We start from the raw sequence: 8,026 nt of genomic DNA, 5'->3' as shown, positions 1-8,026 counted from the left end.
TGAGGTGGCGATAGCAATGAGGCATGGCAACACGATACCTGATGGGTCAGGTGTTGCACTTGGTCATTGAGACCGCCGTTTCTTAATTCCTGTCCTGTAATTTATCTCTTAACTTTATGCTCAGAAGCAAAGAGGGCAGATGATGGCTCAGACACGTGTGACAACTATTCTCACAGTGTATAACGAAGAGGTATTGGTAACGCGTGCCATTAGCTCCATATTCAATCAAACTCTCAGAGACATCGAGTTGCTAATCATCGATGATGGCTCCAATGACAATACGCCTGCCGTGTTGGCGAGCATTAAGGATTCTAGGTTACGGGTGATTCGCGGCCAGCGTATGGGGCGAGCGCAAGCATTGAAGATGGCATGCGAGGAAGCCAGAGGTGAGTATATAGCTAACATCGATGCTGATGATATAGCCTACCCGGAGCGGCTTTCCCGGCAGATGGAATTCCTCGATTCTCACCCTGATCACGCTTGGGTAGGGTGTGGGGAAGAGCGCCGTGACACGCGGCGAAATGAGCATATTGTTAGGGTATATCCGGTCGATGATATGGAAGTTCGTCGTCAGTCGGCTAAATGCATCCCTTACACCCATAGCGGTATAATGTTCCGTCGCGCCCTGATTGAAAATGGTATCAATTATGATCCCAGCCAGCCTTATTTGATTGATTTCGAGTTCTTTCTGCGCGTTGCTCGTCACCACAAGGTGGCCAACCTACCCGACATACTAACCTGTCGTTATGTACGTGACGAAAGCTTTTTCCAAAGTCGTTTCAAGACTTCTCGACAGAACTGGCGACTAATCTGTCTGAATATTCGAGCAATTCACTGGTTCGGATTGCCTCTATATTTTGCTATCTATCCGGTTGCTAGGGTAATTTACCCTTACTTACCAAATGCTGTTAAGCGCGGCGTCCGTTCCCGATTTGGCCTAGAGGAGTCAAGTGGTATATAGTCATGATTATCTATGCTCTTGCAGGATTTTTCCTGGTTTTGGGGGGGGGGGGGATCTATTGGATTCTGCTTAATCCAGTAAGAGGGATTTATCTGGCTTTTTTCTCATCGGGTATTTTGGTTACTATGCCTTTGGGGCCGTTAAGAGAAAAAGTCGGACTGACAGAGCTGGTCATAGCAATAACCTGGGCTGCAATGGTGATAAATAGAAAATGGATATTTGAGCGTAAGTTCGTTGATGGCCGGCAGCGAATCGCACTGCTTGCAGCTTTGGTTTTTTTGTTGATATATGCAATTTCTTGTTTTGTTAACAATGCCAGTTTCTATGGCTTCTTGATTCCCAGTGTCATTGAGACTGCTAATATCGTTTATGTCGTGTTGCTGATGATTACCATGCTGTTTCTGGTTCAAACTCCTGAGCAGTGGAAGGGGTGTTTATTTGGTTGGCTGGCAGGTGCCGCAGTCGTATCTCTGGTGGGGTTCTGGGCAATGACCGGTTCCGCACCTGTCTGGGCTTATGATGAGTTTTCGGGTCGTGTCTCATCGACACTACGATTTGAGAACCAAGTTCCTTCGTACCTTGTGCCCATCATGTTCATTGCCATGGTATGGGGTGCGTTATCCACCACATCAAAGCTTTTAAGATTTATACTTGTTTCTCTGATTGCTGCCATGGCGGTCACCTTAGTGCTGACGGGTAGCCGTACGGCTTTCCTGCTGATTATAATTTCACTTTTTTGTATGGCTTTTATATTTTTAATTAATCTCAAAAACTCCAGCTTGATGACTGGATACCTTGGATTGGTAATAATTACTAGCGTTGTTTCACTATTTCTATATGTTGGTGCTGTGATTGCGGCTTATGATGGCCACTACTCTCTTGGCTCCACCCCATCGTGGCAGCGCCCGGTTGTGGTTTTGATTGAGGGGTCTCATTCTGGGGTTATAGATCAAAGTAGAGGACGTCAAGCTGAATTAGTTATTGCCAATGCAGATGACGCTTTTATACTAGGGCATGGCCCTAAGTTGTCAGGTGTAAAATATCGTATAGATGAAATTCATAATACCTTTGCAGGGGTTTTTTTTGAAGCTGGGGCATTGGGGTTGGTTTCTCTAATAATATTATATATGGCGCTTTTTTCTTGTGCGCTCAGATTTTCAAGAAGTGGAACTATGAATCTTCTTTTTATTGCGGCAGGTGTTGCTTTTATTCTTCTTTGTTTATATGGAATGACTATGTATGGTTTGCGGCAGAGATCGCTATGGCTGATGTGTGGCCTTTTGTTGAGCATTCCAAGTGTCGCCAATCATATCAATCGGAGCGTTCATGCATATCCTGTTCGTTGAGAGCTATCCGCATGTCATGTATGGTCAGCAGCGTACACTGTTATATCTTCTTGAAGTGGCCTGTCAAGAGGGGCACACTGTCCAGGTCTTGAGTACAGAACGCGGTGTTTTTGCAGATCATGTAGAGTCTATGGGACAGTCTGTGATCTGCTGTGGCTATCCTGAACGCCTCTCGCAATATGGGGGCGCTATATATCGGTATGGTTTTCGGGACAAGCTTCTCACTCAATGGCAGGCTTTTTCCTATATCAAAACTCTAAGAGATTTTTTGCTTAACCAGGAAGAACACATCGACATTGTATTCTGCAATGATATGCGCGGGCTATTGACGATGGGTGTTGCTGCGAGGCTTTGTGGGATACCGGCCGTGATATGGGATAAGTTGGATAAACCTCATGGTGTTCTGGATTGGTTTCAATTGCCCATCGCAGACTTAAATATTATTATTTCTGATGCGGTGTTGAAAAAGTACCCTGCTTGGCAAAAAAGGTGGTACAAAAGGAAAATTCATAAGATCCACGATGGGTGCGCAAAGCTCGATGGTAGTGGTGGTGATGTCAGGAAGTATTGGGGAATTGAGCCCTCTGATGTTCTCCTGACCATGGTTGGATCCATCACGCCTCGAAAAGGCCAGGATCGGCTACTGAGGATACTGCCGGAGCTGATTACATCCTGCCCTAATATCAAGGTGCTCCTCGTGGGAGAGGCCGACGATACTGCAACCAAGTATTGTCAAACACTGCCGAATATTGATCACCCTTCGGTGATCCGCACTGGATATATTGACAATATCGCGCCCATCATGAGCTCTATCGACGTGTTGCTTCTCTTGTCCCGCCAGGAAGGGCTTGGGTTGGTCGCCGTCGAGGCGATGTCGGCCGGAAAACCTGTGGTTGGCACGCGGACTGGTGGCATTCCAGAGGTTGTTATCGATGGGGAAACTGGCCTGCTGGTCGAGGGTGGTGACGATGCGGCTTTGCTAGAGGCATTGACCACGTTATGCCATGACCCCCGACTGCGTGAGCGCATGGGGCAGGCGGGTAGGGTACGGGCTGAGACACATTTTGACCGTCACCGGCAGCATCGGCGTGTCGTCGAATTGATGTGCTCTTTGGTGGAGAGCCGGTAATGGACAGCTTCCCATGTCGAATCACCCATCTGCAGTTGTTGCCGATACTCAGCGGTGTACAGCGCGTAACTTTGGACGAGTTGCAGCGCCTGCCAGAGAGCTTCCATCGCTTGCTGATCTGCAAAGGGGAGGGGGATTTGACTGTGGAGGCCCGCACCCATGGTGTGGAAGTTCTGACTGCCCCTGCGTTGGAGCGAGATATACGCCCCTTGGCCGATGGTCGTGCCCTGTGGGAGTTGTGGCGCTTTTTCCATGCTGGCGATATTGATGTCGTGCACACCCACTCTAGCAAAACAGGTGTTCTGGGGCGTCTTGCTGCCCGTCTGGCCGGGGTGCCCTGTATCGTGCATACCGTTCATGGTTTTGCGTTCCCTGCGGCCCGCTCCAGGTTACAGGCTTGCCTCTTTCAGGCCATGGAGTGGCTGGGAGGACGGTGTGCTCATCGGGTGATCTGCCTGCACGAGGAGGACGCTCGTATCTGCATCCAACAGCTCGGCTTGCCTCCCACCAAGGTTCTGGTGCTACCCAATGGGGTCGATTTGGAGAAGTATTGTCCCCCGGGGCCGGAGGAACAGGCAGCGCTGCGCTGTCGCTTGCGTCTTCCCCAAGACCGCACTTTGATCACCATGGTAGGCAGACTCTGGGAGCAGAAGGATCCTGGCTGCTTGATCGACGCCTATTGCGCCCTGTGGGAAGCCGGTGACCCTGGCGCCGATCTGGTGATAGTCGGCGACGGGGAGTTGCAGCCGGCTTTGCAGGTGGGGGTGGAACGAGCAGGGTTGAATGAGCATGTGCACTTTCTTGGATGGCGGTCCGATACGCCGGCGCTGTTACGGGCCAGTGATCTTTTCGTCCTTCCCTCGCGTTGGGAGGGCATGCCCTTGGCGATACTGGAGGCCATGGCTACTGGGCTTGCGGTGGTGGTATCGGATATCCCGGGGAATCGCCATCTCGTAACCTGCGATGAGCTGGGGGCGCGTTTTCCTGCCGGAAACCATCAGGCATTGAGCAAGGTTCTGGCACATCTGCTTGCATGCCCTGAGACTCGCGCCAGGCTAGGGCGGAGTGCGCGACATCATGTCGAAACCCATCATGATATCGCAAGCCGGGTCAGGCGCCTGGAAGCACTCTACCGCGAAGTCTTGCAAGGTCACGCCAAGCGTTGATCAGAGTCGGCATCGTCTCACTTAAGGTTTTCCCCTGATAAGGAGTCGCCAATGCGCATTCTGGTTACAGGTGGTGCGGGTTATATCGGCTCGCATACGGTGTTGGCGTTGCTGGAGTCGGGGCATGAGGTACTGGTGCTGGATAATTTCAGCAATAGTAACCGAGAATCTCTGAAGCGAGTGGAGGAGTTGAGTGGCAAGACGGTAGGGCTGGTCGAGGGTGATACCGCAGACACGGCTTGTCTGGAGCACCTGTTCAGGGAGCAGCCTATCGATTCGGTACTGCACTTTGCAGGGTTCAAGTCGGTTGGCGAGAGCATGGCCGATCCGTTGGCCTACTATATCAATAACCTTGCCGGTACTCTGGCGTTATGTCGTGCGATGAGCCATGCCGGAGTGTATGAGCTGGTTTTTAGCTCATCGGCCACGATCTACGGCGATGGACATCCCATGCCGCTGCAGGAAAGTTATCCTGCGGGCCAGCCTGCTAGTCCTTATGGTCGTTCCAAGTTGATGGTGGAGCATGTGTTACAGGACCTGGCGGCTTCAGATGGTCGTTGGCGCATCGCCTTGCTGCGCTATTTCAATCCCATCGGTGCCCACCCAAGCGGAATGATCGGTGATGATCCGCGTGGCTTGCCCACCAACCTGGTCCCCTTCGTCTCCCAGGTAGCTGTCGGCCGCCGTGATGAGCTGGTGGTTTATGGCAATGACTACCCGACTCACGACGGTACCGGCGTGAGGGACTATCTCCATGTCATGGACTTGGCGGAAGGGCACCTCCGTGCCATGGAAGCACTGAGGACACGACCGGGAGTGAATATCTGGAACCTTGGAACTGGCCAAGGGCACAGTGTGCTGGAAGTAATAGCGGCGTATGAACGCGCCTCGAACCGTCACATCCCTTACCGGGTCGAGTCTCGGCGACCGGGCGATATTGCGGCCTATTGGGCGGATCCGAGCAAAGCGCGAGCAGAGCTTGATTGGCAGGCCAGGCGTGGCCTCGAGGAGATGGTGGCTGACACTTGGCAATGGCAGAAGACTAACCCGCATGGTTATCAAGGGGGCTCCAATCATGAATGAACAAAGCCTGATGGAATGGCCATGAGCGCTATTCTTGGCTGTGTTCACTTCAGTCAGCGGCCTGTGGACCCCCGAGCCTTTCAGCGAGCTTTGTCGCTACTTGCTGACTATGGGCGTGAAGGTGCCTTCGCGCACGTTGACAGTTCCATAGCGCTCGGATTTCAGCGCCTCGATATCTCACCCGAGTCGGTGCACGAGCGATTACCCTTGGTGGAGGAGGGGCTTTGCCTAGTCGCTGATGCCATTCTGGACAATCGCGATGAGCTCTGTGACAGGCTGGCTATCGACCGTTCCCAGCGGGCGGCGGTGCCGGATGGCCGGCTTCTGCTGCTGGCCTACCGCCGCTGGGGGCGTGACTGCGTGGCGGAACTGGTGGGTGACTTTGCTTTTGCGATCTGGGATGCCAAGCGTCATTGCCTGTTCTGTGCCCGGGACCATGTCGGTTCCCGTCCTCTCTATTATTGTGAGGACAAGTGGCGGGTACTGTTTGCCACCGATATGCGAGCGCTGCTGGCGTTCCCTGATATCGAGCCGCACATCGACGAGGATCCTGTGGCGTCTTATCTATTCTGGCCGTTCGACAGCCATGAGGTGGATTTCTTCACGAATATACACCATCTGCCTGCAGGCCACTGGCTCGAGGCAGGCCCCGCTGGAGTTCGCCTCGAGCGCTATTGGCATCCGGAAGCCGTTGAGCCCGTGCGTTATCCACAGCGTGACGACTATGTCGCGAACCTCCGCGAGTTACTCGAGACGGCAGTGAGGGCAAGAGTGCGGACGCATTACCCCATAGGTTCGCACCTCAGCGGGGGGCTCGATTCCAGCGGGGTGACCCTGCTGGCGGCTCAACTGCTTCATGAGCAGGGGCGTCGCTTGGATCAGGTCTATACCTGGTCGCCGCCTATTGGTGAAGCTTACCCCCGTTTAGAAGAGCATCGGGACGAGCGGATACTGATTGATCGTCTTTGTCGCCAGGCCGGGACCGAATGCCACTATGGTACTGCCTCGGCCGAGGATCTGAGGCATTTCCTCAATCGCGACATGGCAGTAGAGGGTACGACGGATCTTTTCGAGGAGTGGCCGGTGATGGCCCACGCGGGAGGACGCGGCACTCGAGTGCTGCTTTCTGGCTGGGGAGGGGACGAGGCGGTGACCTTCAGCCTTCGGGGTTATCCCGCCCATCTTGTCCAGCACGGGCGATGGTTATCGTTACTTTCCCTGGCCCGGCACCGCTCTGGCGGGCTGCGTCACGGTCGTCGGCTGCTACACTTCCTGTGGCAGCAAGGGCTAGTACCGCTGCTGCCTGACGCCCTTTATGCGCGCTTCTCACCCTTTCGATGGCTTGAGGGGGTCGAAGAATACGCCCCAGAGCGTTTCCGACAGCGCTTCAGCGATTTGAAGCGTCGGCGAATGCCTGCCTGGCGCGAGGTCTCCGGGCCCTCGAAGATGCAGGCCCTGCTGCTCACTAATGGTCACCTGAGCGCCCGGATGGCCACTTGGGCACACTGGGCGGCTCCTCATGGCCTGATACATCGCTACCCTTGGATGGACAAGCGATTGCTGCAGTTTGTGTTGGGGTTGCCTCCTGAACTGCTGTGGCAGGATGGGGAGGTCCGCTGGCTGTATCGGCGTGCCCTTGGTGATCTACTCCCTGCCAAGATAGCAAAACAAGATCCGGTCAATGAACGCAAGCGTCAGGCAATCTCTTGGCAAGGGTGGAAAGAGCTGGCCAGGGAGTTGACCGATAATGAAGCCGCCTCGGAAGGCTGTGAATGGATCGATCAGCATGTTTTCCGTGCTTGTCTGGAAAACGTTCCCAAAACTGCCGGCCCGGAGGCCGCGTTGCAGGCGGTGAATCTGATGCGCGCTTTTCGAGTATGGAAGTTGTGGTGTAGCTATGGGCAGAATAATAAGCAGCGTCAAAAGCTTGCGTTTCCGGAGAGCGGCTTGACAGCAGCCAGGGAGTAGCCCAATTTGAAAAGGCAAGGAATGCGATGATGTAGCTGGGTGCACGGTTCACCGTGCAGGGGGCGGAAACGCCGTGAGCTAGTGAATCACAGCGTTGGATGCCGGTTTCGGGTTGCTAGTGCTTTAGAGGGACAACTTATGAAAGATTATGCTAAGCCGGTATCTGACTCACACCTCAAGGTCGCTTGGGTGACACCGGAGCTGGTGCGCATGGAGGTAGACCAAACGTTATCTGGAAATCCCAACGCTCAGGGCGAAACCTTTGCATCTGACACGGGCCAGGATCGTGGGAGAGTGGCGGGAGGCGGCGGTATCTCCTGAAAAGTGGAAAATGCTAACCAGTCAAACCTTGATGCCCTCTCTGCTTGGTGAT

Annotated in this window: 6 protein-coding genes; all 6 read left to right on the top strand. The window is 53.7% G+C overall.

What is annotated here, in order from left to right; translation table 11 throughout:
- Positions 1 to 139 precede the first annotated feature (139 nt).
- Genes H1D44_RS15250 through H1D44_RS15225 form a run of 6 tightly spaced genes read left to right on the top strand, consistent with a single transcriptional unit; the run spans position 140 to position 7,653 of the window.
- On the top strand, positions 140 to 961 hold the full coding sequence (locus H1D44_RS15250; RefSeq protein WP_181515716.1) for a glycosyltransferase family 2 protein: 822 nt from the start codon (positions 140 to 142) through the stop codon (positions 959 to 961).
- A gap of 2 nt (positions 962 to 963) precedes the next feature.
- Entirely contained in the window at positions 964 to 2,307 is a 1,344-nt protein-coding gene (locus H1D44_RS15245) for an O-antigen ligase family protein (protein ID WP_181515715.1), read from the top strand.
- Entirely contained in the window at positions 2,288 to 3,436 is a 1,149-nt protein-coding gene (locus H1D44_RS15240) for a glycosyltransferase family 4 protein (RefSeq protein WP_181515714.1), read from the top strand. The genes H1D44_RS15245 and H1D44_RS15240 overlap by 20 nt, the downstream gene beginning before the upstream one ends.
- Complete coding sequence (locus H1D44_RS15235; protein ID WP_181515713.1) at positions 3,436 to 4,602, top strand: glycosyltransferase family 4 protein; 1,167 nt, start codon at positions 3,436 to 3,438, stop codon at positions 4,600 to 4,602. Before H1D44_RS15240 ends, H1D44_RS15235 begins: the two co-directional genes overlap by 1 nt.
- A gap of 51 nt (positions 4,603 to 4,653) precedes the next feature.
- Positions 4,654 to 5,685 (top strand): UDP-glucose 4-epimerase GalE, encoded by a 1,032-nt coding sequence (gene galE, locus H1D44_RS15230; RefSeq protein WP_181515712.1) that lies wholly within the window; start codon positions 4,654 to 4,656, stop codon positions 5,683 to 5,685.
- A gap of 21 nt (positions 5,686 to 5,706) precedes the next feature.
- Positions 5,707 to 7,653 carry an asparagine synthase-related protein gene (locus H1D44_RS15225; RefSeq protein ID WP_181515711.1) on the top strand — a complete coding sequence of 649 codons (1,947 nt, stop codon included), beginning with the start codon at positions 5,707 to 5,709 and terminating at the stop codon, positions 7,651 to 7,653.
- Positions 7,654 to 8,026 lie beyond the last annotated feature (373 nt).

The organism is Billgrantia kenyensis (assembly GCF_013697085.1).
GTDB lineage: Bacteria > Pseudomonadota > Gammaproteobacteria > Pseudomonadales > Halomonadaceae > Halomonas > Halomonas kenyensis.
Note: the sequence above shows the minus strand (reverse complement) of the source record. Positions and strands in the feature narration are given on the sequence as shown.